The 22,615-nt window shown below is 60.6% G+C and carries 23 protein-coding genes; 7 read left to right on the top strand and 16 right to left on the bottom strand.

What is annotated here, in order from left to right:
* Positions 1-27: 27 nt before the first annotated feature.
* Genes gspF through gspG form a run of 7 tightly spaced genes read right to left on the bottom strand, consistent with a single transcriptional unit; the run spans position 28 to position 8,144 of the window.
* Entirely contained in the window at positions 28-1,236 is a 1,209-nt protein-coding gene (gene gspF / locus AO064_RS12950) for a type II secretion system inner membrane protein GspF (RefSeq protein WP_064053562.1), read from the bottom strand.
* Entirely contained in the window at positions 1,236-2,654 is a 1,419-nt protein-coding gene (gene gspE / locus AO064_RS12945; protein ID WP_064053561.1) for a type II secretion system ATPase GspE, read from the bottom strand. Before gspE ends, gspF begins: the two co-directional genes overlap by 1 nt.
* A complete protein-coding gene (gene gspD / locus AO064_RS12940) occupies positions 2,651-5,017 on the bottom strand; it encodes a type II secretion system secretin GspD (protein ID WP_064053560.1) in 2,367 nt (788 codons plus the stop codon). The genes gspE and gspD overlap by 4 nt, the downstream gene beginning before the upstream one ends.
* Positions 5,014-5,559, bottom strand: coding sequence for a type II secretion system protein GspM (gspM, locus tag AO064_RS12935; protein ID WP_064053559.1), 546 nt, complete (start codon positions 5,557-5,559; stop codon positions 5,014-5,016). The genes gspD and gspM overlap by 4 nt, the downstream gene beginning before the upstream one ends.
* On the bottom strand, positions 5,552-6,724 hold the full coding sequence (gspL, locus tag AO064_RS12930) for a type II secretion system protein GspL (protein ID WP_064053558.1): 1,173 nt from the start codon (positions 6,722-6,724) through the stop codon (positions 5,552-5,554). Before gspL ends, gspM begins: the two co-directional genes overlap by 8 nt.
* Positions 6,721-7,686 (bottom strand): type II secretion system minor pseudopilin GspK, encoded by a 966-nt coding sequence (gspK, locus tag AO064_RS12925; protein WP_064053557.1) that lies wholly within the window; start codon positions 7,684-7,686, stop codon positions 6,721-6,723. Before gspK ends, gspL begins: the two co-directional genes overlap by 4 nt.
* Positions 7,687-7,694: 8 nt before the next feature.
* Positions 7,695-8,144 carry a type II secretion system major pseudopilin GspG gene (gspG, locus tag AO064_RS12920; RefSeq protein ID WP_046036790.1) on the bottom strand — a complete coding sequence of 150 codons (450 nt, stop codon included), beginning with the start codon at positions 8,142-8,144 and terminating at the stop codon, positions 7,695-7,697.
* A gap of 146 nt (positions 8,145-8,290) precedes the next feature.
* On the opposite strand from gspG, the gene gspI reads away from it, so the two are divergent.
* Positions 8,291-8,677 carry a type II secretion system minor pseudopilin GspI gene (gene gspI, locus AO064_RS12915; RefSeq protein ID WP_064053556.1) on the top strand — a complete coding sequence of 129 codons (387 nt, stop codon included), beginning with the start codon at positions 8,291-8,293 and terminating at the stop codon, positions 8,675-8,677.
* A gap of 6 nt (positions 8,678-8,683) precedes the next feature.
* On the opposite strand, the gene AO064_RS12910 is transcribed toward gspI, so the two are convergent.
* Positions 8,684-9,115 carry a hypothetical protein gene (locus AO064_RS12910; protein WP_064053555.1) on the bottom strand — a complete coding sequence of 144 codons (432 nt, stop codon included), beginning with the start codon at positions 9,113-9,115 and terminating at the stop codon, positions 8,684-8,686.
* Between the two features lie 81 nt (positions 9,116-9,196).
* Between AO064_RS12910 and AO064_RS12905 the strand changes: the two genes are divergently transcribed.
* On the top strand, positions 9,197-9,658 hold the full coding sequence (locus AO064_RS12905; protein WP_064053554.1) for a GspH/FimT family pseudopilin: 462 nt from the start codon (positions 9,197-9,199) through the stop codon (positions 9,656-9,658).
* On the top strand, positions 9,655-10,266 hold the full coding sequence (locus tag AO064_RS12900; RefSeq protein ID WP_046036787.1) for a prepilin-type N-terminal cleavage/methylation domain-containing protein: 612 nt from the start codon (positions 9,655-9,657) through the stop codon (positions 10,264-10,266). The genes AO064_RS12905 and AO064_RS12900 overlap by 4 nt, the downstream gene beginning before the upstream one ends.
* A 390-nt stretch (positions 10,267-10,656) precedes the next feature.
* Here the strand turns inward: AO064_RS12900 and AO064_RS12895 are convergent, their stop codons facing one another.
* Positions 10,657-11,055 (bottom strand): hypothetical protein, encoded by a 399-nt coding sequence (locus AO064_RS12895; RefSeq protein WP_064053553.1) that lies wholly within the window; start codon positions 11,053-11,055, stop codon positions 10,657-10,659.
* Between the two features lie 15 nt (positions 11,056-11,070).
* The gene (locus tag AO064_RS12890) at positions 11,071-11,871 is read right to left on the bottom strand and encodes an Imm49 family immunity protein (RefSeq protein ID WP_064053552.1); all 801 of its coding nucleotides are present in this window, start codon (positions 11,869-11,871) and stop codon (positions 11,071-11,073) included.
* 418 nt (positions 11,872-12,289) lie between these two features.
* On the opposite strand from AO064_RS12890, the gene AO064_RS12885 reads away from it, so the two are divergent.
* Positions 12,290-13,420 carry a GGDEF domain-containing protein gene (locus AO064_RS12885; RefSeq protein ID WP_064053551.1) on the top strand — a complete coding sequence of 377 codons (1,131 nt, stop codon included), beginning with the start codon at positions 12,290-12,292 and terminating at the stop codon, positions 13,418-13,420.
* A 15-nt stretch (positions 13,421-13,435) separates the two neighbouring features.
* Here the strand turns inward: AO064_RS12885 and AO064_RS12880 are convergent, their stop codons facing one another.
* Positions 13,436-14,602: a cytochrome P450 gene (locus tag AO064_RS12880; RefSeq protein WP_064053550.1), complete on the bottom strand. Its 1,167-nt coding sequence runs from the start codon at positions 14,600-14,602 to the stop codon at positions 13,436-13,438.
* A gap of 74 nt (positions 14,603-14,676) precedes the next feature.
* On the opposite strand from AO064_RS12880, the gene AO064_RS12875 reads away from it, so the two are divergent.
* Positions 14,677-15,447 carry an ArsR/SmtB family transcription factor gene (locus AO064_RS12875; RefSeq protein ID WP_064053549.1) on the top strand — a complete coding sequence of 257 codons (771 nt, stop codon included), beginning with the start codon at positions 14,677-14,679 and terminating at the stop codon, positions 15,445-15,447.
* A gap of 149 nt (positions 15,448-15,596) precedes the next feature.
* Here AO064_RS12875 and AO064_RS12870 read toward each other — a convergent pair whose 3' ends face one another.
* A complete protein-coding gene (locus AO064_RS12870) occupies positions 15,597-17,405 on the bottom strand; it encodes an ABC transporter ATP-binding protein (RefSeq protein WP_064053548.1) in 1,809 nt (602 codons plus the stop codon).
* A 213-nt stretch (positions 17,406-17,618) separates the two neighbouring features.
* Positions 17,619-17,765, bottom strand: a complete 147-nt coding sequence (locus tag AO064_RS30685; protein ID WP_156521565.1) for a hypothetical protein — start codon at positions 17,763-17,765, stop codon at positions 17,619-17,621.
* 58 nt (positions 17,766-17,823) lie between these two features.
* Between AO064_RS30685 and AO064_RS31485 the strand changes: the two genes are divergently transcribed.
* Positions 17,824-17,997 carry a winged helix-turn-helix transcriptional regulator gene (locus tag AO064_RS31485; RefSeq protein WP_122256153.1) on the top strand — a complete coding sequence of 58 codons (174 nt, stop codon included), beginning with the start codon at positions 17,824-17,826 and terminating at the stop codon, positions 17,995-17,997.
* Positions 17,998-18,009: 12 nt separating this feature from the next.
* Here the strand turns inward: AO064_RS31485 and AO064_RS12865 are convergent, their stop codons facing one another.
* The gene (locus AO064_RS12865) at positions 18,010-18,891 is read right to left on the bottom strand and encodes a LysR family transcriptional regulator (protein WP_064053547.1); all 882 of its coding nucleotides are present in this window, start codon (positions 18,889-18,891) and stop codon (positions 18,010-18,012) included.
* A gap of 112 nt (positions 18,892-19,003) precedes the next feature.
* Here AO064_RS12865 and AO064_RS12860 point away from each other — a divergent pair, with 112 nt between their 5' ends.
* Positions 19,004-19,918, top strand: a complete 915-nt coding sequence (locus tag AO064_RS12860; protein ID WP_064053546.1) for an arginase family protein — start codon at positions 19,004-19,006, stop codon at positions 19,916-19,918.
* Here AO064_RS12860 and AO064_RS12855 read toward each other — a convergent pair.
* Positions 19,898-21,364 carry an amidase gene (locus AO064_RS12855; protein ID WP_064053545.1) on the bottom strand — a complete coding sequence of 489 codons (1,467 nt, stop codon included), beginning with the start codon at positions 21,362-21,364 and terminating at the stop codon, positions 19,898-19,900. The genes AO064_RS12860 and AO064_RS12855 overlap by 21 nt on opposite strands.
* Before the next feature lie 14 nt (positions 21,365-21,378).
* Complete coding sequence (locus AO064_RS12850) at positions 21,379-22,611, bottom strand: MFS transporter (protein WP_064053544.1); 1,233 nt, start codon at positions 22,609-22,611, stop codon at positions 21,379-21,381.
* Positions 22,612-22,615: the final 4 nt, after the last annotated feature.

Here is a 22,615-nt window from a genome sequence, read left to right as displayed (position 1 = left end):
CGGGGGCTTTTTAGTGCGCGCTTGCAGCTATTGCACCAACTGGTTGATCTCGATAATCGGCAGCAGCACGGCCATTACAATCACCAGCACCACCGCGCCCATCACGACAATCATCAGTGGCTCCAGCAACGCCGTCATGCCCATGGCCCGACGCTCGATATCGCGCGATAAGGTCTGCGCCGCCCGCTCCAGCATTGGCGGCAGCGAACCGGTTTTTTCGCCACTGGCGATCAGGTGGATCAGTACCGGCGGGAACACATTTTCCACGCGCAACGCCGGCGCGAGGTTCACGCCTTCGCGCACCTTCGCCGTGGCATCTCTCACGCTGAGGCTCAAGCGGTCATTGGACAGGGTTTGCCGCGCCGCTTCCAGGGCACGCAACAACGGCACCCCGGCGGCCCCCAGAATCGCCAGGGTCGAGGCAAACCGCGCCGTGTTCAGGCCCAGCACAAAGCGCCCGATCAAGGGCAAGCGCAGCACCCGGCTGTGCCAGTTCAGGCGCGCCACCGGGTTACGCAAATACAGGCGCCATCCCCAGAAGCCGGCGGCCATGAGACCGAAACACAACACTCCCCAAGCACGAATGAAATCACTCGCATTGAGCATCGCCAGGGTCAGCCCCGGCAAGTCCTGGCGAGCCTGGGAAAACGCACTGACCACCTGCGGAACCACATAGCTGAGCAGAAAGATCACGATCGCAATCGACACCAGCCCGACCACACCCGGGTAGATAAACGCGGTGAGGATCTTGCTGCGCAGGTTGTTGCGTTCTTCGATGTAATCGGCCAAACGCTCCATGACCTGCGCGAGGTCGCCGGACTCTTCACCGGCGGCAATCAATGCGCGATAGATCGCGGGGAAATCCCGTGGCCGTGTCGCCAGGGCCTCAGCCAGGCGCATACCGCCGCGTACATCGGCGCGCACCGCGCTCAAGGTCTGGGCGATATGCTTTTTTTCCGCCTGCTCGACCGTGGCGCTCAAGGCGGCCTCCAACGGCAGGCTGGCGCCCAGCAGGCTCGCCAGTTGCCGCGTGGCCCAGGCGAGGTCGTTGTCGGAGAACCTGGCGCTGAACACTGCACCACCGCCGGCAGGCACAGGGGTTTCAAGCTGCACCGAGAGCGCGGTAAGACCACGGCTGCGCAACACCCCGAACGCGGCGCGCTGGCTATCGGCTTCAAGGTGCCCGGACTCAAGCTTGCCGGTGGCGTCGGCGGCTTCGAAACGGTAGCGATTCATCAGGCGTCCCGTGTCACACGCAGGATTTCTTCCGGCGCCGTGGTCCCTGCGCGCACCCAACGCTCACCGTCTTCGCGCAGGCTGAACATGCCCGCTTCGCGCGCCGCAAGGCGCAGGGCCTGTTCACCCGCCCCCTGGTGGATCAACGCGCGAATCTCATCGTCGATGCAGAACAACTCATGGATGCCGGTGCGGCCGCTATAGCCGGTGTGGTTACAGGCGGCACAGCCAAGCGGCCGCCACGTGCCGGGGTGGGCCGGGTCTTCCTGCTTGCAGTGGCTGCACAGGCGCCGCACCAGCCTTTGCGCCAACACGCCGAGCATCGAAGACGCCAGCAGGAACGGCTCGACGCCCATGTCAATCAGCCGGTTGACCGCCGATACCGCATCATTGGTGTGCAGCGTGGCCAGCACCAAGTGCCCGGTCAGCGAAGCCTGCACTGCGATCTGTGCGGTTTCGAGGTCGCGGATCTCGCCGATCATGATGATGTCCGGGTCCTGGCGCAGGATCGCCCGCAGGGCCAGGGCGAAGGTCATGTCGATCTTGGCATTCACCTGGATCTGGCTGATGCCCGGCAGGTCGTATTCCACCGGGTCTTCAACGGTGAGGATGTTGCTGGTGCTGGCGTCCAACCGTGCGAGCGCGGCATAGAGGCTGGTGGTCTTGCCGCTGCCGGTGGGGCCGGTGACCAACACGATGCCGTGGGGCTGGCGGATCAGGTTGTCCAGCTTGGCCAGCACCTGCACGTCCATGCCGAGGGTTTCCAGTTGCAGACGCCCGGCCTGTTTGTCGAGCAAACGCATCACCACCCGCTCACCGTGGCCGGTGGGCACCGTGGATACGCGGATGTCGATCGGCCGACCCGCCACGCGTAACGCGATGCGGCCGTCCTGGGGCAGGCGTTTTTCGGCGATGTCCAGTTGCGCCATGATCTTGATCCGCGACACCAGCGCCGCGTGCAACGCCTTACGCGGCGAGACCACGTCACGCAGGGTGCCGTCGACCCGGTAACGCACCACCGAATGGCTTTCGTAAGGCTCGATGTGAATATCACTGGCCTCGTCACGCGCCGCCTGGGTGAGCAACGCGTTGATCATGCGGATCACCGGCGCGCCGTCCTGGGTGTCCAGCAGGTCGGTGATTTCCGGGATGTCCTGCATCAAGCGGTCAAGATCGACTTCGTTTTCCGCCGCCCCCACCACCGCCGCCGCGCTGCCGGTGTCAGCGTAGGCTGCGGCGAGCAAGCCGTCGAGTTCCTCGTCCCGCACCTGCTCGAGCCGCGCCGCGCCGAACTGCCGGCGCACCTCGCTGATCGACCAGCCGGGTGTCGATGGGCAAACCGTCAGCACCGCGCCCTCCTCGCCATTGCGCAGCAGGATGCGTTGAGCCTTGGCCCAGGCGTAGGGCAACGCGTTCATTGGAGCGGCACTGCGCGAATCGTCGCGCGGGGTTGTCCGCTTCCCGGTGCCGCCGGCACCCCCACGGCCGCGGCGGGTAGTTGCGGCGCCTGCATGTCCGGCATCGCCCAACTGCGCTCCGGTTGCAGTGCGCCCTGGGCCCGGCGGATAAAGTCGTAGCGGTTCAGGGTGATCGCCCGTCCACCGGCGCTGTCACGGATGATATAGGGCCGTAGGAACACCATCAGGTTGGTCTTGGTGGTGGCCCGGCGTTCATTGCGAAACAATGCGCCGAGCCCGGGAATGCTCGACAGCCAGGGCACCGCCTCGTTGCTCTGGCTGTAGCCGTCCTGCAGCAGGCCGCCGAGCACCATGATCTGCCCGTCATCGAGCAGGATGCTGGTGTCAATTGCGCGCTTGTTGGTCACCACGCCCGCCGACGTCGCACTGCTGGAGGCGCGTTCGTCGATGCTGCTGACTTCCTGGTAGATATCGAGCTTGACCGTGCCGCCTTCGGAGATCTGTGGCCGTACATTGAGCTTGAGCCCAACCTCCTCGCGCGTCACCGTCTGGAACGGGTTGTTGCTGGTGCCACCGCCTCCGGTCACGTAGCTGCCGCTGACAAACGGAATGGTCTGGCCGACGAAAATACTCGCGGCTTCGTTGTCCAGGGTCAGCAGGTTCGGCGTTGACAGTACGTTGCTGCCGCCCTTGCTCTTGAGGGCGCGGGCCAGCACTTTGAGGTCCATGACATTGCCGACACCGGGGATGTTCACCGTGCCGCTGAGGTAACCCACGCTCAGGCCACCGGGCAGCGCGTCGATGCTGGTCAGGCCGCCGGTCTGCACCCCGCTGCCGCCCAGGTTAGTGCCTCCGACCACCCCTTTGCCCGCCAGGTCACCGCTTTGCCATTGCACGCCAAATTCGTTGGCATCGTCCTCGCCGACCTCCACGATCAGGCTCTCGATCACCACCTGTGCGCGACGCTGGTCCAGCATGTCGATGACTTCCCGCAGGTTGCGGTACAGCGGCTCGGGCGCGGAAATCAGCAAGGTGTTGGTGGTGGCGTCCGCCTGGATCGTGACACCGCCGGCGCTGAAGGCGACACTTTGGTCCGTGGCCTGGGCGCCGGCCTGGCTGCTCGAATTGCCGCTGCTCTGTCCGTAGCCCATGCCGGTGCCGTTGCTGGAACTGCTGCCGCTGCTCGACGTCTGGCTGGTGCTGCTTGGGCTGTTTTGGCCGCTCTGCCCGCCGCTGGTGTTGCCACCCATCGCGCTCAGCACCGAACGTCCGGTATCGCCGGTGCCGCTGTCGCTTTCACCGGTGAGCAAGCCGCGCAGTGCCTGGGCCAGCTTCGCCGCCTGGGCGTTACGCAGGTACACCACGTGCAGGTTGCTCGGATTGCTCTGGGCGTTGTCGAGTTTGTACACCAGGTTGCGCGCCAGTTCGGTGCGCTCCGGGCTGCCGGCACGGATGATGATCGAGTTGGAACGCGGGTCGCCCACCACCGAAATCTTCTGGGTGGCGTCGCTGCCAGGCTGTTCCAGCAGCTGCGAGACCATACCGGCGATGTCCACCGCGATGCCGTTCTGGACCTGCACGACATCGGTGTCGATCGCGCTGGGGCTGTCGATGCTGTCAATCAACTGCGCCACGCGCGTCAGGTTGTCGGCGTAGTCGGTGATGACCAGGGTGTTGTTGCCGGGGTAGGCATTGATCGGATTGTTCGGCGAGACGATCGGGCGCAGCACCGGGATCAGGTTCACCGCGTTTTCATAATGCAGGCGAAACGTGCGCGTGAGCATGCCATTCGCCGCCGGCCGGTCGGCACTGTAGACCGGCCCACCGAGCAATTTCGCATCGGCCTCCGGTACCACATGGGCCACGCCGCCGACGTCGACCACGCTGAAGCCCTGCATGCGCAATGCCGCCAGCAACATATCGTAGGCCTGATGGGCCGGAACTTCGCCTTCAGACACCAGGGTCAGGGAACCGGTTACGCGTGGGTCGACCAGAAACTGCCGGCCGGTGGCGCGGGAGAGTCCGCGCACGACGGCTTGAATGTCGGCATCCACGAAATTCAGACTCACCGGCTGGCTGCCAAGCGGGTTGCTCAGCGTTGTACCGCCGATACTTGCGCCGCCCCGGCGCACCGGATTGACGAGGGTACGCTGCGGCCGCGCTTGCCGCTCGATCTGCGTCTGGGCGCGCTGGCGTTCCAGGAGTACGTCGCCGCTGCGCTGGGTGTTGGCCAGGGGCTGGCCGAGTTCGCTGTCGACCAGCAGCGATGGCGCGTTGGAAGCCGTTTGCGTGCTGCACGCGCTCAGTGCCAGTAACAGGAACGGCGCGGCGTTGCGTACATAATTGGAACCTGACCACTTCATGAAGCTTCCTTAGCGCCAAGCGCCTGATCCATGCGGACAGTTCCCGACAGAGTGCCTGCCGTATCATCGGCCTTGGCTTCGCCTGCACGCTGCAAACGGGCCTCGACCACTTCCAGAGAAAATTGCCTTGGGTTGCTCACCAGCCAACCGATGACTGCGTCAGCCGGTGCAGTTTCGAACGTCAACTGCCAGCCGGTCTCCACCGGCGTCAATTGGTAATATCCGACCAGCCCGCGCGCATCCAGGCTTTGGCGCAGGGCCGGTTCGAGCGGCTGGCCGGCGGTTGGTGTCGGCACCTCGCGCAGCAAGCGTTCGAGTGCCTCGGTTTGCGCACGCAGCTTTGGTGTTTCAGCCTGCCAATATTCGATTTTCTTCAAGGCCGGCTGGATCAGGACCAGCCAGCTCAGCAGCCCGACGAGCAGCAGCGCAGTGCCCGCGACCATGCGTTTTTCCCGCCGTGACAGGCCTCGCCAAACGCCCCGTGTGCGCGCGTTGAAGTGCTGCCATTGGCCACGCCAAAGGGTCAAGGAATGCTTATTCATTGTCGCTTGCAGCACCGGAGTCGGGTTCACGGGATTCGGCATCGGCCGGGCGCAGGCGCCAGCCCGTCGGCGTGGCCTGAGCCGCGACGCCGGCCTGGGCCAGGGTGGCTTGCCAGGCGTTATCTGGGGTATTTCGCCGCGCATCGGCGGTCAAACTCACGTGCAGCTCTGCCTGTTCAAAGACCAGGCCCTGCACATTGCCGACCATGAACGGCATCGCGTCGGCGGCTTGCAGCATCAGGCCGGCAAAGCGCTGGGATGCGTCGTTACTGGCCGGGTTCTGCCGCGCGCTCAATTGCTGACGGGCTTGTTGCAGTGGATTAAGGATCACCGGCAACTCGGGAAACGCCTGTTTGACCCGCTGACTCATTTGCATTTTGAGTTGCTGGCCTTCGCTGGCCTCACGCGCGGCGTACAGGTTCAGGCCCAGCAGCCACACGCCGATTGCCAGCGCGCAACAGGCCAGCGCCCTGCCCCAACCCGCTTGCGACCCTGGTGCCTTGCCGACGCCGCCGTGCAATCCCCACGTAGGTAAAGCAGCAGACCATCGTTGCTGCGCAGGTTGTGGCTCGATCACTGCAGCGGGGGTGTCGTCACCGAACCAGGCCAAGCGGCTGCCACTGGCCGCCAGCGCGTCCAGGCTCGCCTGAACCTGCGGTTCGACCACGCCTTGCTCAAGGCTATGGCGCAGCAGCAAATGCCCCTCCAGCACACAGGCACTGATGTGCCCGGCCGGTGGCACCGGCAGGCCATAGGGTGCAGGATAAAGTCCCCGCAGCTTTAACCGGTGCTGGCTCAACACCTCACCGAAACGCTCCAGGACCGACGTCGGCAACCAACTGAGGAACACGTGCCCATCGGCATCGCCAGGGCTGTGCGCGATATGCATCTGTTCAATGCGACCGAGGATCAGCGCCTGTGCCGCACATATCACCGCCGCCTGGGTCTTCGCGGCCGACAGCGGTGGCAACTGCAACTGTGTGAGGACGCTGTCCATGGGGTGAAGAAAGCACTCCACGCTCTGCGATTGAGCCGTCTGCCCCAGCAACGCCAGCGTACTGACGCCGGTCTGGCTGACGCGACCGTTGCGGTCCAGGCGTGCGAACGCAAGCTCAGTGTCCGGCGTCAGGCTGTTCAGCGGCGGCAAGGCAATGCGCACACTCATACGCCCAGTCTCGACCAGATCACCTTGGGCATGTCGCTCTCCGAGCGATACAACAATGCGTCCACCCTGACCCGGCGCTTGTCACGACGGGCGTAACCGTGAAGCAGAAACCATTCGCTGGTGATGCCGACATCAAGGTCGTCGACGCTCAACTGCGGCGCACGCAAGCGATTGAGAAAGTCGCCACGATTGATAAACCACTGGCCCCGATCACGCTCTGCGACCAAGGCCTGCGCCTGGGTCAGCGATAGCCCAGGCACTACCGCGGCCAGTACCTCAGCGCTGGCGGTATTGCTGTTGACCCAGGTACTGACCGGGATAACGCTGACATAGGGCGCCAGGCGCGCCAACACCCGCTCATTCACGCCCTGGATACCGCGCAGGTCGTCGAGGCTGCGCAGCATCGGCCGGGTTGCAGGAACGGGATTGGCGTTGGCGTCGGGCGAAGTCGCGCGGCCGCTGTTAAACCGGTTTTGCGTCGTGCTTTGCGAATGTTCCTGGCGCGGATAAGCGGCAATGACGCGCTGACTGATGCGTTGCGCAACGCCAGCCTCGATGCCGAGCATAGCGCACAGCTGCTCAAAACTGCGTAATTGCCGGGCATTGACGCGCTCGCCGGCGATCAAGTTCCGCAGGTTGAATTTGCCTTGCTGATCCTCCAGGCGCCCATCAAAACCTGCACCCGGGAGGGCGCTTTTGATCGGTTGCGCCCATGCCTGGTCACGCCGCGTTGGTGCTTCCTTGCGACGCGCATCCCACAGCAGTTGCCGGCTGGTTTCCAGGCCGCCGAGCAGCACCGCACTGCCTTGCAGGCGTGACTGTTCAGCTTCCAGCGAGCGGGTAAACACGCTCTGCCGGGTGAGCATGCCAGCGGCGATAACCGCCACCACGGCGGCGATCAGCAAGGCGCTGATGATCGCCATGCCGCGCTGTTTCGCGCTATTGAGCAACGGTTTTTTCATGGCAGCGCTTAGAGCTGCCAGGAGCCGATATCGGCGTTCACGCCGTCGCCGTCAGGTTGCCCGTCTGCACCGAGGGAGAAGATGTCGACTTCGCCGTTCGCGCCAGGGTTCAGGTAATGGTAAGGACGCCCCCACGGGTCATTGGGCAAACGCTCCAGGTAGGAACGCCAGTTGCTGTTCTTGGCGTCCGCCGGGCGCTCCACCAGCACTTTGAGCCCCTGGTTCATGCTCGGGTAAGTGCCGTGGTCGAGGCGATAGAGCTTGAGTGCCTGCATCAGGCCGGAGACGTCCTGCTTGGCCGCCGTGGCCCTGGCTTGATCCGGACGGTCGAGCACCTTGGGTACGACCATGGCCGCGAGGATGCCGAGAATCACCACCACCACCATGATCTCGATCAGGGTGAACCCCTGCTGGCCTCGGCCACCTGCAGACTGAAATTTGACGCGAGCGACATCCATATCCACCATCCTTGGCTTGTTTGCAATTCGGCGCGCAGTGTAACAAATGAACTAAATGGTGTATTGAAAAAACTCAGCCGCACGCTGAGTCATCTGCCTGTTTTCGAGTGTTATCCTGCATGCCGGTTTTCGGTAAAGAGTCACCCATGGAGCTGTCGCGCAAGGAGCAAGGTTTTACGTTGATCGAGGTGCTGGTGGCGTTGGCGATTATTGCCGTGGCCATGTCGGCAGCCGTGCGCGTTGCGGGCCTGATGACCCAGAGCAATGGCCTGCTGCGTGACCGATCACTGGCACTGCTGGCGGCGCAGAGCCGACTGGCCGAACTGCGCCTGGAAGGCCGGCTGGTACCGGGGCACAAAGCCTTCGAATGTGATCAGGGGCGCCTGCAACTGCGCTGCGGGCAAGTGATCGCGCCGAGTGCAGCCCCCCGGCTGATGCGCGTCACGCTGCAGGTCTCGGACCGCGAACGCGAGGCGCCGCCGTTGGCGCGGCTCGAGACGCTGCTCGCCCAGCCCGTGGAAAAAAGCGAATGAGCGGGCTCAGGGCCGGGTCAATCGTGGCATCGACTGAGCGTCGGGCAGCGTGCTGACCTTGAATCGAGTCCGTTCGCTGCCGCGCTCAATCACCACGGTGTCGCGCTCAATCGCCACCAGGCGCACCCCCTGGGTCAAGCGCTCCCCCACCAGAAACCCACGGGGTGGCATGCCGTTGAGACTGAGGATCGCGACCGCGCCATGCGCACCGGTCATCATCCCTGAAACCTTGATATCCAGCACTGCAAGCCGATTGGAAAACCACTGCAATGCCGGGCTGTCGACCGCCACTGCGGCGCCTTCGCGCTCGGCCGGCGGTGCGCTGGATTGGACCGGGGTCAGCAGCAGTGATGACCAGACCAACACGCCCGCCAACGTCGCGAGCAACGCCGCCGACTGCACGCATTGCGCGGGCGATAAACGAAAAGTGTATGCCAAGACGAAACCTCCTTGTTGTCCTGTCAGGCAGTCTACAGGACAACTCTCGGTATGTTCTCCACGACGACGGAGCGTTGCGCGATGACAGCGGCCAGGCAACACGGCTTTACCCTGATCGAACTGATGGTGGTGCTCATCATCATCGGCATTGCCAGTGCGGCGGTCGGCCTGAGTATCAAGCCCGACCCGTTGCACCTGCTGCGCCAGGACGCCAATCGCCTGGTGCAACTGCTGCAGGTCGCCCAGGCCGAAGCCTTGGCCGACGGGCGCCCGATCACCTGGCTGGCAGATACCAAAGGTTTTCACTTCAGCCGCCGCAATGAACATGCTACGGGCTTCGATCAGTTCAACAGCGACCCGCAACTGCGCCCTCGTGCGTGGGACACACAGGCGGTTCAGGTACGCGTCGTCCCCAAACAACGGGTCGTACTCAACGCCGAGTGGTTCGATACGCCGTTGCAACTGCAACTTTCGGACGGTCAGAACAGCCTTTCGGTACGGCGCACCGCGGCCGGACAATTTCGCGTGGAGGCCACGCCATGAATACTCGGCAGCACGGCTTTACGCTGATTGAAGTGATGGTGGCGATCATGCTGATGGCGATCGTCAGCCTGATTGCCTGGCGCGGCCTCGACAGCGTCAGCCGTGCCGACCAGCATCTGCAGGCGAGCACCGAACACACCGAAGCCCTACTGCGCGCCCTGAACCAGCTGGAACGCGACCTGGCCCTGCGCGCCAGCACCGAATTGCGCGTGCCGAACCTTACCGAGCACGAGACCGAACCTGCGCAAGCACCGCCGGCGATCAGCGTACGCAGCGCAGACAATCAGCGCTTTCGCCTAGACGTGATCCGCAGCGCAGCCGCGTCGGAAGACGGTCTGCAACGGGTACGCTGGTGGCTGCAGGACCAAACCCTATACCGCGCAGCAGCACCCGCGCGCAGCCGCTACCCGCTTCCCGCACCAGGCGAAGGCGTGGCCGTATTGGACAAAGTGAGTGACCTACAGGTGCGTGTCTGGGAGCCTGGCCAGGGTTGGCGTCAGCTGAGCGGCAATCGCAAGGACGAACCCCAAGGCCTGGAGATCAAGCTGACTCGCCAGACGTTGCAGGGAGCAGAACATTATCGGCAGGTCGTGGGCCCATTGAATTAGGTGTGAACGTATTTAAGGGCTAGACATTAATTTAACAGGCTATTTATCTTTATGTACTTAAACGCTACAGCCCACAGATCTCATTAGCAAAAGCACCGTCCCATCAAATTCTTAATCAGTCATACCCCTTATTGACTTCGCACTCTTCCACTCCCCTATAACAGGAAGAATGACGACTTTAATCTTCTCAACATTAGTAAATCCATTTTTCTGAGTGAAAAAGGGGACAAAGAAAATAAATCCATGCACTTTTCTCAGATGCAGCACCTGTTATTAATGAACATACACTTCAATTTAAATGCTCGAGGCTGTTGGCCGGAAATATATCTGGCCGAGCATTAAGTCCCCGAAGGGAAGGCAGTTACTTTTCTGATGCCCTTCCTTCGCGAATCAAATTGCAATACGCAACAACTTAATATCTTGCGTCACGGGATCCATACATATTACGCACGCCACAAGTAAAATTTTCGCAAGCGCAGATTCAATCTTAACTGAAAATTGAACAGTGTCTGGAGAGCACTTCAAACTAGCGATCAACGCGGAGAACCACGATTTAGAGTATTGTAAATGCGGACCAAGCGATGCAGCATCCAGCTGTAAAGCACCTTCACTGTCCAATAATTTTAAACCCAAAAACAAGGTGACGTTCCCATCAGCCTCGCTAATCGCGAGTTGATCATTGTTGTAGTCGCCGCCGTATCGACCAGAAATCAATGTTGCGTTGTAGCGACCCACAAGAGATTCAAACAGCTGACTTCGCACCTGGGCATCTTTCGAAAGATTGTTCATATTTCATCAACCCTGCTATTTCAGAAAGTCATAATGAACATCATAGCAATCCAGCGGTTTCACGGGTAGCCACTCCGCTGGAATATAGGGTGTATCTATAGCTACTTGATAACCGTGCCGCCAGGCAATTTTTGCGTAAATAACACCAACCGTAGAAATCAGCCCCTCGGAATAACCACTTTCACTACTAAGCCTTCTCTTTATTGCGGCGGGTGTTGTTAGTTCGCGCAAGACGGATTCCATTTTTGACGTATCACCCTCGGCCAGCGCAATGAAGAACTCATTATCCAGCATGAATCTCTTCTTGGGTCCCGAAGGTGGATGCGCAATCATTCTGGCACACCGCTCGATCAACTGAGTAAAGTCACCTTTAACCGCCAACCTAATTTGATACGCTACAAAGTCCGCCGTAGTGGTCGCCTGAACTCTTTTAGCATCAAAGATATCGTCGTTATTGCAGAACCAACTGATCAAGGATTCATTATCAGAAACCAAGCCAGCTAAAAAATCAAACGTCTTCGTCATGAAGTTCATTTTGTCGGTTTTCAGTGAATACCGGTGCCGACGCAGACTGTCCGCTATAAAAAACCAGGCTTTCATCTTTTCCAATGACGAATTGCTAAACCATTCCTCTATAGCTTGCGCATATGCATGCGACGATAAGCTATCCATGCACGCAATTGGATCACCTTTGCCGGTTTCTATATTTACTACACATCTTTCGATATTAAAGCCGCCGTCCAAGTGGCTTTTTACATGTTCGATTCTTGATACGGCTTGCGCCTTGTATTTTCCATATTTTTCAAAGGCCTCCATTTATTCACCTCACTTTAACTTAGCAATTATTAGCTGACCTGATTTTCGATCAACACCCGCGACACCTTTTACCAAACCTCAATAAGAGCGTCGGCAGCGGTACGAATGATGGTGATGGTTCCATCCTCATTGGCAGTAATACGGTTCTGACTGGTCTTAGTGCCAGATCCGCCGCCCTCAACCCTGAAGTAGGTGACAGTTTCTGGAGAACCTCCTTTTGCACCGCTTTCGCTTGTTGATCCTACTCCCCCGACCGCTTCGGAGCAGCGGCACCTCCCAGCAGGGCTACGTCGATAATTTCCGCTAGCGCCACGCGCGCGCACAACTCAAGGGACCCCAGGCAAAACCGTTTACCCGAGGATGGCAAAATAGTGCTAAAAGGCCACTACCGGTTATCGCTTTTTGGCGGAATAACACTATGCCTAATCATCACTCGTTTCCCAGGACATCGTTTATCCGTTGGTTTGTTCAAGACAATGAAAAACTCGATCGGGACATTCGTTTAAAGCTACTCAAAGGCCCCCTCTCCTCTCGAGCGGCGCTGGCGGCAGCGGGGCTGAACACGCTGCTCGTCTGCAGTGTCGCCGTGATACTCCATCCCACCGTGTTTTTCATCTGTTGGTGGGTAGCCGACATTGTGATTTGGATCATCCGCTGGTTTTTACTGCAACGTTTTTTAACCCGTGAAGCGTCCAAATTACCCTACGCGGCGGACCTGTCGCTGCTCTTCGGTTTGATTTGGGCTGCCGAAATCGGCGTGGGTACGGCGGCGTGCGTCATCAGCATGGACCCTGTGCTGCAAGTGCTGGCCTGTACGTCGGCGGTCAGCATGAACGGCGCTATTGCCATGCGGAATCAAGGCATCCCCCGATACGCCTTCACCCAGATCCTGCTCACGGATATACCGCTGAAACTGGCCACGCTGTTTCAACCGGAACCGATGTTACGGGTATTGATCCTACAGGCCCCGATGTACCTCACCGGTTTGTGGGTACTGCTGAACAACCTCAATGCCAACCTTACGAAAGCCTACATTGCAGAAGCACAGAGCACACATTCAGCCACCCACGACAAACTGACGGGCGTACTGAACCGCTTAGGCATCCTGAATATGTTGACCGCCTCGCTCAGCTCGAACGCCAAAGAGGATGCGGGTTTTTTCGTCCTTTACCTGGACTTGGACGGGTTCAAAAAAATCAATGACGCGAACGGGCATGCGACCGGCGACGGCGTACTCGTGTCCTTCTCTGCCATCATCACCGAGGTGGTGCGCAAGAGTGACGTAGTGGCACGCATAGGCGGGGACGAATTCATTGTGTTAATGCCGGGTACCGATAAGGCATCCGCCGCACTCGTTGCCGAGCGCATTATCAAGACCCTTGGCGATTACACCGATACACATGCTGACTATGACGGTCTCGGTGTCAGCATCGGCATTACCGAGAGCGCGGCTGCAGGACCGGAGAGTGTTGATCAGGTTTTATCCAGGGCGGATATAGCGATGTATGAAGCAAAATCCGCCGGTAAGAACTGTTATCGGTTTGGATAGGTCTTGGTTCATGCTTCATAAATAACGGTGAATGTCCCGATCACGATTGAACTGAGGGATGCGACCATTAAGGGAGCGCAAATACCCCCACTGGCAAGGACGAACCGATGAGGTTGGCTGTCGATGCAACCATGCCAAAATCGCCTCAGCGGCGATAGTCAATGCCAGTTGCTGACCTGGACATTCATGTCGTCCTGAGCCGAAGCTGAAGGTTCGTCGTTGCGTCCGTTTTAGCAAGAGGCTATCGGGGTGTGGGTTTGCGTAGGGATCCCTGTTGGCTGAAGCGAGTAACACTAGAACGGTATCACCCGCCTCCAGGACGCTATCCCCGATAGTGCATCGCTTTGCAACGAATCGCCGGGTATTTTGCACCGGGGAGTCGTAGCGCGCGACCTCTGCCACCAAGTCTGCAACGAGCATCGGCTCAGGTTGCATGCCTTCAGTCAGATCAGGGTGACGATGGAGCGCTACGAGGGTATTGCCGATCAGGCCTGCGGTGGCTTCGCAGGTCTGTGATAACAAGCCGATCAGGTTGGCGATCAATGCATCATGCTCGCTCCAGGCGGTGGCTGCGCAGGCGCTCCGGATATGACTCATGAAGCGGCTGCTGTCCTCCTGTTCACTCAATAGCGCACTGAATAATTGATTTAACCGAGTGGCCCCGGAATGAGCTTCGCCGAGTTGAATTTCGTCGCTTAACGGCGACAGGCAGGCGACAAAATCCCGTGTCAGCTTCGCGACTTCGTGTAGCCGCCCGGATGGGAGGCCTATCAAGGCTGCGATGACGGAAACCGGTAACGTGAACATCAACTCATCCAGGTCTTCAACGGGGTCATCGAGGGTCTCGACCACGCGTGACACGATCTCTGAGAGGCTTTCTTTCCCGACAGAAGCCAAGGCAGGCTCGATAGCCATCCTGGGGCACAGATGCTGCGGGCCCTCGTTCATGCGCATCAAACGACCAAAAATCACTCCTGCCGCGCCACGCGCAATGGCAGGAGGAATCGGCTCGCTTAGCGGGCGCACCCGACAGTCGGGATGCCCCAAAATGGCTTCGACGACTTTGGCACTGCTCGCAATCCATAAACCCAGCTCTGCATCGAATAACAAGCCATTTTGTCGCCTGAGGCTTGCGTAATAACCGTAGGGATCAGCATGGGTAGCGGCTTCAAAAGGCGTCATTGCGCAAGTCCTGTTCACAAAGAACGGCTACTATCGAACACCCCTCATGCCAACGATTCGCTCAGGAACGAAATATGGACGCTCAACGCAATGACACCGCGATTTCTCGGGTAGCCGGCGCCATTGCCGAGCCTGCGAGGACGAAAATGCTGTGTTCGTTGATGGACGGTCACGCCCGTACCAGTACCGAAATGGCCGCCATCGCCGACGTCGGTGCATCCACGGCGAGCGCGCATTTGGCACGACTGAAAGAGGACGGGTTGGTAAGGCTGCACACGCAGGGCAGGCATCGCTATTACAGCCTGGCGGACGCGCAAGTGGCCCAGGCTATTGAGGCCCTGATGGTGATCGGCCAAAACACTGGTCCACGGTATGTGTCCACAACCCCGACCCGATTGCAGTTCGCACGTACCTGTTATGACCACATGGCTGGAACACTCGCTGTGCAACTGCACGACCATTTCATCGCGTCAGGCTGGTTAACCGCGTCGGTCGCTGGGGACAGCATGTATCAGCTTACGATGAACGGCGAACAAGCGATGACCGGGCTCGGTATCGAGATAGAACAGGTAAGAGCCCAACGACGTCAGTTCGCGTGCTCATGCCTGGATTGGAGCATGCGCCGCCCTCATCTTGCCGGAGCACTCGGAGCAGCGGTCCTACAGACAGCCATAAACCGCAAATGGGTTATCCAAGACCTTGACAGTCGGGCACTGGCATTAACATCCAAGGGGCGAAAGGAGCTGTCTGGCCGATTTGGGATCACTTTTGAAAACACAGAGATAAAACGATCAGTCGTAGCAAATGTAACACCACCCGCCGAGCCAGCTTTACCTGCACGATAACGACCAATCCCTTTGGCTGGGCATCTGTTCGGCCACACGCGGATGCCTGGCGCCCAGCAAAAACATCTCAACTGACCGACCGTCGGGTGCGCCAGGGGGCCACAAGATAAACCGTGCGTACCCTATACCGCTGCACGACGATGGGTTTTCTAGCGATAGCCCCGCGCCTGCACGTCAAACAGGTCGGCATAACGTCCACTGGCAGCCATCAGTTGGCTATGACTGCCCTCCTCCAGAATCTGCCCGCGTTCCAACACAATAATGTGATCCGCGTTGCGCACACTGGAAAAACGGTGGGAAATCAACAAGGTCATGCGGCCCTTGGCATGCTCACGGAAGTGCTCGAACACTGCCGCTTCAGCCCCGGCATCCAGCGCGGAGGTCGGCTCATCGAGGATCAGCAAGTCGGCGTCCTGACGCATGTAAGCCCGCGACAAAGCAACTTTCTGCCACTGCCCACCGGACAGTTCCTGGCCGCCGAACCAGCGTCCCAGCTGGGTTGAATAGGTTTGGCTCAAGCGCTCGATAAATTCGGCCGCAACCCCTTGAGTGGCCGCGCTGCGCCAGCGTGCCTGGTCGTGCAGGGCATCGACGTCGCCGACGCCGAGGTTTTCACCCACGGTCATCTGATAGCGAATGTAGTCCTGGAAAATCACCCCGATGCGCTGGCGCAGGGTGTGTTCATCCCACTCTTGCAGGTCGCTGCCATCCAGCAGGATGCGGCCTTCATCCGGGGTATACAGACGGGTCAGCAGTTTGATCAGGCTGGTCTTGCCTGAGCCGTTTTCACCCACCAGCGCCAGGCTTTTGCCGGGTGCCAAGTGCAGGCTGATATTGCGCAGCGCTGCAGAGGCGGCGCCTGGATAGGTAAACCCCACTTGCTCGCAGCGCAGGCCATCGCCAGGGCGCACGCCCTGGGTGAGCCGGCCGCGCGGGGTGATCACGGGGGTTTCCAGGTATTCATACAGGTCCGAGAGGAACAAGCTGTCATCGTACAGCCCGGCAATAGCGCTGAGGCTGGCGGTGATTGCGCTTTGCCCCTGCTTGAAGAGCACGATGTACATGGTCATCTGGCCCAGGCTCGTCTGGCCACGCACGGTGTCGAGTACCACCCAAGCGTAGGCCAGGTAAAACGCTGCGGTACCCAGCAGGCCCAATGCAAACCCCCACGCGTCACGGCGCACCGTTAATTGGCGGTCTTCCGTATACAAACGCTGGGCGTTGTCGCGATAGCGCTGCAGGAACAGCGGTGCCAGGCCGAACAGCTTGACCTCCTTGGCATGGGCCTCGTGGGAGAGCAGGGACTCAAGGTAGTTCTGCTGACGCGTCTCCGGTGCCCGTCGATGAAACAGGCGGAACGCATTGCCCGAAAAATGCGTCTCGGCGAAGAACACGGGTAATGCGCCGACCACCAGGATCAACAAGGCCCAGGGAGAGAAATGCACCAGCAGCACGGCAAAGCTGACCAGCGAGATGAGGTTCTGCACCAACCCCAGTCCTTTAGTCACCAGGCTCAGCGGCCGCGTCGAAGCACCCTGGCGCACGCGTACCAGTTTGTCGTAGAACTCAGCGTCTTCAAATTGCAGCAGCGAAAGGGTCTGGGCTTTCTCCAGGACCATCAGGTTGACCTTGACGCCTAACCTCACCCGCAGCAGCGACTGCTGCATCGACAACGCCCGTTGCGCAGCCGCCAACAACGCCAGCACGCCGGCCTCAGCCAACACGTAGCGCATCACTGGCCACACCGGCGCCTGGCTGCCGGCCGCGTGAACCTGCATGGCGTCGACCACGCCATCAACAATGCGCTGTCCAATCCAGGCGGCCAAGGCGGGCAGCAGCCCGGCGACGATCGTCGCCAGCAACAGCCCCAAGAACAGTGGCCGTGAGGTTTCCCACACCAGTCCCAGTGCCCTGCGCGCCTGGATAGAAAACGCGCCCAATCGATTGAACAGCACCATGAATGGCATGGACTCCATGAGGGGGGGGTGAAATCAGGCCGGATGGCCGAGTGTGACAGGTGCCTGCGGATCACTGCTGCATTTGCTGCAAGGTCCAGGGTACAGGCGCGCCTGCATTACGCGCAGATTATGACAGGCCGCGACACCAGAACGTCGAGCATTCATGCTCGACGTCCATGTTTTGGTTACCGAACAGATCACTCCTGAGGCGACTCATAGGACCGGGTTCTGCGCACTGTCTGAAAGCACCGTCAAAACCTGCTCGAGGGATTTGGGCGCCCGACCGGACAATTGCTCCACGTGACCGGTCACGACGTCGAATACGCCTTGCGCAAAGTCTTCCTGGATACTGATCACCACGTTGACGACGTCCTCCGGCAGACTGGCCTGGTTCAGACCGGCACGTAATTGCTCCTGACTGAGGACGACGAACGCGAACGGCTTTCCCCAGGTTGATTACGAACTGACTGCCCTTGGCCACTCGCTCAAACCTCAGCTGGAGCTGCTTGCCGAGTGGGCGCGGGTCAATCAGGCGACTATCGAACAAGCACGCATCACCTTCGACCAGCGGAACTCACTGGCCTCTCGATGACGACCGCTGTCCTCAACCGGCAAGACGCATGGAGAGAAAGTCCAGCAAGGTCTTGAGGGCGTTCGGCATACGCTGGCGTGACAGGTAAACGGCATGGATGCCGATGGGTTTGATGCGATATTCAGGAAACAGTCGAATCAGGCGCCCCTCCTTGATGGCCTGCTCGGCAGCGAAATGCGGGAGCATCGACACGCCTGTTCCGCTCAGCGCAGCACGCACGATAATCGATGCCTCGTTAGTGCTGAAGCTGCCAGTGACCGGCACCGAGACGTTCTCACCGTCAACGATGAAATGCCAAAGGCTGCGTCCGTAATACGCGTAGGTCAGGCAATTGTGGACGGCCAGGTCTCTCACGTCGCCCGGTACGCCATGGCGCTGGAGATAGGCCGGGCTGGCACAGATGAACGAATTCACCTCGCCGAGCTTCTTCGCGATCACCCCCGGATCAAGGTTGTCAGTCACCCTGATCGCCAGGTCAATGCCCTCTTGCGCAAGATTGGTCATGCCATCGGCAATCTGCAAGTCGATGGCGACAGCCGGGTACAGCTGGAGAAACTCCATCAGCAGATCCGTCAGGCAATACTCGGCAAAAATCGACGGTGCAGTGACCCTGAGCAGGCCCTTGGGCGCACTCTCGGCTTGCGACCCCAGCACCTTGACGTCGGTCGATAGCGCCACCAGTTCCTTGCAAAGAGGCAGCAGTTGTTCGCCCGCGGCGGTCAGGCTGAGTTTGCGTGTGGTCCTGTGCAGCAGCCGTATCTCGGCCCATTCCTCCATCAACCCGATGTAACGCGTGGCCATCGCCCTGGACATCCCCAGGTGCGTGGCGGCCGCCGAAATGCTTCCCCTGGCGACGGTTTCAAGAAAGACTTTTGCCGCAGTCAACCGGTCCATATGCGCGCCTTGTGCAACAAAGCGTCAACTATAGCCCTGCATATCTTCATCCGCTAAGCGAATACGGTAGCAACCGACTGATTCCGTCTATTCCTGAACCGGAGAATTTTGCATGTCCGACGCCAACGGCAAGACCCTGCGTTTGCTGTTTCCACAATGGCAAGGTGGCAACAACCCGCCCTATCACTTCGGCGCCCAGCTTCTGTCCTGGCTGGCGCCTGAACACCTCGGCCCGGTCGAAGAGGTTCCTGTGAATCTCCCTGACGGCTCAACACTTACGCCGGAAGGCGGGATCATCGGCCGAAGCGCGTTGCTGCGCCAGTTGCACGCTGCGCGTGCGCTGATCGACAAGCATCAACCGGATCGCCTTGTTGTTCTGGGCGGCGACTGCCTGGTGGACCTGGCGCCGTTTGCCTACCTGAACGAGCGTTATGACGCAGACCTGGCCATTCTCTGGGTGGATGCTCACCCGGACATCCTGACGCCCAACGACTTTCAGCACGCCCACGCGATGGTGCTGGGCAACCTGCTGGGCGAAGGAGACCCTGATTTCCTGAAAGCCGTGAAGCGTCCAATCAAACCCGCCAATGTGATGTACGCAGGCCTGCAAGCAACGATGGACGTTGAAACCGCAATGATCGCCAGGCTGGGTCTGTCGAGTGCAAGTCCTGGCGAACTGGCGCATTCCAGCGAGCCCGTCTTGCAATGGCTGAAATCGACAGGAGCGAAGCATCTGGCGATCCACTTCGACCTGGACGTGCTGGACCCGACGCTGTTTCGTTCATTACTGTTCGCCAACCCTGACGTTCCTGCCAGCACATGGGACGGCATCGCTCAGGGAAAAATGACCATGGCGCAGGTTGTTCGCCTCCTCGGGGATGTGGCAAACGTCATCGATGTGGTCGGAATCGGTATTGCCGAACACCTGCCGTGGGACGCGTTGGCACTAAAAAACATGCTGACCAAACTGCCGCTGATTGGCCAGCCAGAAACGAAACTTAGCGTTTCACCGGCGCATCGAAGCTGACCGCTGACAGGCATTGACCGGTGGTATCCGTCCGCGCCAGGGCTGGGCGCGCTCCAGCTGCGCCGCGAGTGCAAACAAGGTGCTTTCCTCACCAAAACGACCGGCAAAATGCGCCCCCATCGGCAGGCCTGCCGCGCTCCAGTACAGCGGCACCGACATTGCCGGTTGCCCACTGGCGTTGAACAGTGCGGTGAATGGCGAATAGCTGTGAAACCGCTCAATCAGCTCATCGAGGCTCAAGCGATCGTCTTGCAGGTCCAGCTCACCGATCGGTGCCGGCTCACGCGCCAGGGTCGGCGTGAGGATCAGGTCGTAATCCTGCATGAACACCGCCAATTGCCGACCCAAGGCATGAATCCCCTCCACCGCCCCGGCGTACTGCGCACCGCTGACATCGCCTTTGCTGCGCAAAATGATGCGGGTACGGGCTTCAAGCTCCTCAGGCTGTACCGCGAAACCGCGCATCTGTCCCAGGACGTCGAGATAGTGGCGAGTACTTGCACCGATGATGGTGAAGACCTGGGCGAGAAACGCCGGCATCGCGACGGGTAAGCTGACCGGTTCAACGGGGTGCCCCAAGGATTGGCACAAGCGGGCGGCCTGGCGCACGGCTTCCAGACTTTCGCGGGAAGTCGGCCAAGGCTCGAGTTGCTCAACCAGCGCGATACGCAGAGGCCGGGGGTCACGCTGCAGTACCGTGACATAAGGCTGCACCTGCTGCGGCGCGGCGTACGGCGCACCCAGGTCGATCCCGGCGGTGGCGTCCAGCAGCACAGCGCTGTCGCGTACCGACAGGGTAATGGCATGGGGGGTGCCCATCCCGGCCCAGCCTTCGCCGACCATCGGCCCGGATGGCAACAGCCCACGGCTGGGCTTGAGACCAAACACGCCACAGCAGGAGGCTGGCACACGCAAGGAGCCGCCGCCATCGTTGCCATGGGCAAACGGCACCACGCGTGCCGCCACCAAGGCTGCCGCGCCGCCGCTGGACCCACCGGCACTGTGGCCGACATTCCAGGGGTTGCGGGTGGCGCCAAAGCGGTTGGACTCGGTGGAGTACGACGTACCGAACTCGGGTGACGTACTGGTGCCGAGAATCACGCAACCGGCCCGGCGGATACGGCTCACGTGTTCGGCGTCAAAGTCTGCGCGAAAGCCTCCCAGCGCGTGCGAGCCATTGGTCATCGCCGCGCCGTTGACCGGTGAAAACAGGTCCTTGATCAAGGTCGGCACCCCGGCAAACACCCCGCGACCGGGGCGCGATGCGAGGGCGGCCTCGCGGGCGGAGTCGTACAGCCGCTCGGCGACTGCGTTGAGATGCGGTTCGACCAGTTCAATGCGATCAATCACCGCCTCCAACAGCTCGCCCGGTTGCACGTCACCGCGCCTGATCCACTCGGCCAGGCCGGTGGCGTCTTCACTGTCCAGCAGGTTCTGGATGTCCATCTTGATTTCCTCTCTTACGAATGACTTGAGCCGAATGTCTGGGTCAGTGCTTTGCGCCGTGCCTGCAGGCCTGCCAGCGCCCATCCCAGGGCCGAGGCAAAACTGGCAAATGCCAGCCATTGGATGGCGTGAGGCAAGTCACCCGAGTAAACGCTGAGCACGGCCACCACCAGCGGGCTGACAAATTGGCCGAAGTACAAAAACGCGGTGAACCCGCCGAGGCCGCGCCCTCGGTTTTTGGCGTTAAGGGCATTCATCACCGGCGCCATCGCATTGGGCACCAGCAGTCCCGCGCCCACGCCGTGAATCAGCACCGCTACCAGCACCGCGTTGTAGCTTTGCCCTCGCATCAGCAGCCATAACCCCAGGCCCAGCAGGCTCAGCAACAGCGCATTGCACCCAGCGATGCCGACGCGGCGGCGCAGCAGCGGCCAGGCCAACGAACCGACCAAGGTCGCCAGCAGCGCCAGGCCCGCCGACAGCCCGATCATCGTGCTCGACGTCACCCCAAGGCTCACCAGCAGAATCGGCGCCTGGATCGGCACGACAAAACTCAGGACCATGCCGCTGAGGATCAGCAGGTAACCGACCACCAAGGGCAGCATCGCCACCCTGCCCTGCTCAGGCGTCTCGACCAACCGCCGGGTGGCCGCAGGCTCCCACAGCACCTTGATCATCACCGGTACCAACAGCAGCGGCAGCAGGTACAACAGGAAGGGCAAGCGCCAGGAGTGCTCGCCCAACGCCCCGCCCACCACGAAGAACAACGAGCCCACCAGGCCGATAGTCACCACCTGCCGATTGATGTAACGCAGCCGCTCCTCGCCGTGCCAATAGTCGGCAATCAGCGTGGCGCAGCAGGTCATCACCGCCGCCTCCGCCGCGCCAAACACCAGGCGTACGCCGACGATGGCCGGCAAGTTATCCAGCAGCGCCGGGATGGCCCCGAGCACGGCATACAACAGCGTGGCGATCACCAGCAAGGCCTTGCGCCCGACCCGGTCGGCCAACCAGCCGGCCAGGGGCGCGCACAGTGCAATCGCCAGGGCCGGCCCGGTGACCGCCAAGGGCACCAGCAGGTCGGCGCGGGGTTCCAGCGGGCCGAATTCGGCCCCCAGCTTGGGCAGGATCGGCGCCACCATGACGGCGCCCATGATGGTCAGGCTGCTGCCCAGCATCAGCACCAGCCCTTCACGACGCCCGGTGGCTTGCCGTGGAGATAAGGAATCGGAATGTGATGAGTTCATGCGC

This window comes from Pseudomonas marginalis, assembly GCF_001645105.1.
In the GTDB taxonomy this organism is placed as follows: Bacteria; Pseudomonadota; Gammaproteobacteria; order Pseudomonadales; family Pseudomonadaceae; genus Aquipseudomonas; species Aquipseudomonas petroselini.
The sequence above is the reverse complement of the archived record's forward strand: the minus strand, read 5'-3'. Positions and strand labels throughout refer to the sequence as shown.

Excerpts from the sequence above, each read along its gene's own strand:
- gspF (WP_064053562.1), bottom strand. The coding sequence starts at position 1,236 with ATGAATCGCTACCGTTTCGAAGCCGCCGACGCCACCGGCAAGCTTGAG.
- gspE (WP_064053561.1), bottom strand. The coding sequence starts at position 2,654 with ATGAACGCGTTGCCCTACGCCTGGGCCAAGGCTCAACGCATCCTGCTG.
- gspD (WP_064053560.1), bottom strand. The coding sequence starts at position 5,017 with ATGAAGTGGTCAGGTTCCAATTATGTACGCAACGCCGCGCCGTTCCTG.
- gspM (WP_064053559.1), bottom strand. The coding sequence starts at position 5,559 with ATGAATAAGCATTCCTTGACCCTTTGGCGTGGCCAATGGCAGCACTTC.
- gspL (WP_064053558.1), bottom strand. The coding sequence starts at position 6,724 with ATGAGTGTGCGCATTGCCTTGCCGCCGCTGAACAGCCTGACGCCGGAC.
- gspK (WP_064053557.1), bottom strand. The coding sequence starts at position 7,686 with ATGAAAAAACCGTTGCTCAATAGCGCGAAACAGCGCGGCATGGCGATC.
- gspG (WP_046036790.1), bottom strand. The coding sequence starts at position 8,144 with ATGGATGTCGCTCGCGTCAAATTTCAGTCTGCAGGTGGCCGAGGCCAG.
- gspI (WP_064053556.1), top strand. The coding sequence starts at position 8,291 with ATGGAGCTGTCGCGCAAGGAGCAAGGTTTTACGTTGATCGAGGTGCTG.
- AO064_RS12905 (WP_064053554.1), top strand. The coding sequence starts at position 9,197 with ATGACAGCGGCCAGGCAACACGGCTTTACCCTGATCGAACTGATGGTG.
- AO064_RS12900 (WP_046036787.1), top strand. The coding sequence starts at position 9,655 with ATGAATACTCGGCAGCACGGCTTTACGCTGATTGAAGTGATGGTGGCG.
- AO064_RS12895 (WP_064053553.1), bottom strand. The coding sequence starts at position 11,055 with ATGAACAATCTTTCGAAAGATGCCCAGGTGCGAAGTCAGCTGTTTGAA.
- AO064_RS12890 (WP_064053552.1), bottom strand. The coding sequence starts at position 11,871 with ATGGAGGCCTTTGAAAAATATGGAAAATACAAGGCGCAAGCCGTATCA.
- AO064_RS12885 (WP_064053551.1), top strand. The coding sequence starts at position 12,290 with ATGCCTAATCATCACTCGTTTCCCAGGACATCGTTTATCCGTTGGTTT.
- AO064_RS12880 (WP_064053550.1), bottom strand. The coding sequence starts at position 14,602 with ATGACGCCTTTTGAAGCCGCTACCCATGCTGATCCCTACGGTTATTAC.
- AO064_RS12875 (WP_064053549.1), top strand. The coding sequence starts at position 14,677 with ATGGACGCTCAACGCAATGACACCGCGATTTCTCGGGTAGCCGGCGCC.
- AO064_RS12870 (WP_064053548.1), bottom strand. The coding sequence starts at position 17,405 with ATGGTGCTGTTCAATCGATTGGGCGCGTTTTCTATCCAGGCGCGCAGG.
- AO064_RS12865 (WP_064053547.1), bottom strand. The coding sequence starts at position 18,891 with ATGGACCGGTTGACTGCGGCAAAAGTCTTTCTTGAAACCGTCGCCAGG.
- AO064_RS12860 (WP_064053546.1), top strand. The coding sequence starts at position 19,004 with ATGTCCGACGCCAACGGCAAGACCCTGCGTTTGCTGTTTCCACAATGG.
- AO064_RS12855 (WP_064053545.1), bottom strand. The coding sequence starts at position 21,364 with ATGGACATCCAGAACCTGCTGGACAGTGAAGACGCCACCGGCCTGGCC.
- AO064_RS12850 (WP_064053544.1), bottom strand. The coding sequence starts at position 22,611 with ATGAACTCATCACATTCCGATTCCTTATCTCCACGGCAAGCCACCGGG.